Genomic DNA, 1,144 nt, shown 5'->3' on the forward strand with positions numbered 1-1,144 from the left:
AATAATAGCTACGCGCGCAACGCTTCGGCCCGCGCCACGGTATCTTCCACCAGCACGGCCTGCGCGTCGATGACCGGCAGCTGGGGCAGCGGAAACGCCTCGTTGAGCATGCTCAGCTCGGTGCAGCCCAATATCAGCGTGTCGCACGCGCAGGGGCCTGCCGGATCGAGCATATCGCGCAACACCGATTCGTAGCGTTCCAGATTGAGCTCGCCACTACCTTTCACATCGTCATAAATCAGCGAAGTGATACGGGCCTGCAACTCGTCGGTCGGTTCGACGAACGTGTATCCGGCCTCTTCGACGGCACGCTTGTACACGCCGGATTTGCGCGAACCCACGGTGCCGAGGAAACCGACCCGCGGAAAACGATCCTTCGGATAACGCTGAGCCATGCGTGCCACCGCGCCGCGTGGCATATGCAGAATCGGCACCGTCGTCAACGCCTGGAAATCGTCATAGAAATAGTGCGCGGTATTGCAGGTGAGCACAATGAAACTCGCGCCCATCGCCGTTGCCTTCTCGATATCGTCGGCGAGTACGGGGAAGGGATTCTCGTCGGATTCGCCGAGAATGTACGCGGTGCGGTCCGGCACGGAGGAATCGTTGAAGACGATGTAGTCCAGATAATCCTGATCGCAATGGGCATGCGTGGCGCGGTTGACCAAGCGGATGTAGCTTTCGGTGGCCAGCGTGCCCATGCCGCCCAGTACGGCGAAAAACGGTCGTTTCACTTAAGCTCGCCCTTCTTGGTGAAGTACTTGGCATAGCTCTTCTTGTAAATCGAGAACATGTGCCGAATCATCAGCCAACGCAGCGGATTCATATCCTTGGAATACTCCAAGGTGGTACCCCAATCGCCCGACTTGAGCATGCGCTTGCCGGTTTCCTTGTCAGCGCCTTCTGCGACGTAATCAAGGAAAATCGACTTCGGAATCTCAAGCCACAGCTTCGAACCGCGGCCGAACAGGGTGTTGCCGTCGAACGGCGTGTCCTCGACGAGGTCGTCGACGAAATACTTCGCCAGATTGAAGCCGTTCAGCGTGACGAAATAGCTGGAACGTCCCTGGCGAAGGTTGATTTCGAACAGCTTGTACTCGCCGTCGCGTTCGTCGTACTTCATGTCGAAATTGGCCACGCCCTC

The 1,144-nt window shown here is 57.7% G+C and carries 1 protein-coding gene and 1 pseudogene; both read right to left on the minus strand.

The genetic code is table 11. The features are described 5' to 3' along the window. Positions 1-8 precede the first annotated feature (8 nt). The gene (locus ACR0P8_RS09975) at positions 9-734 is read right to left on the minus strand and encodes an aspartate/glutamate racemase family protein (protein ID WP_432624888.1); all 726 of its coding nucleotides are present in this window, start codon (positions 732-734) and stop codon (positions 9-11) included. Further along, a pseudogene (locus tag ACR0P8_RS09980) lies at positions 731-1,144 on the minus strand (carboxylate--amine ligase); the annotation flags it as partial. The pseudogene ACR0P8_RS09980 and the gene ACR0P8_RS09975, both read right to left, overlap by 4 nt.

It is taken from the genome of Bifidobacterium sp. (genome assembly GCF_050874245.1).
Lineage (GTDB): Bacteria > Actinomycetota > Actinomycetes > Actinomycetales > Bifidobacteriaceae > Bifidobacterium.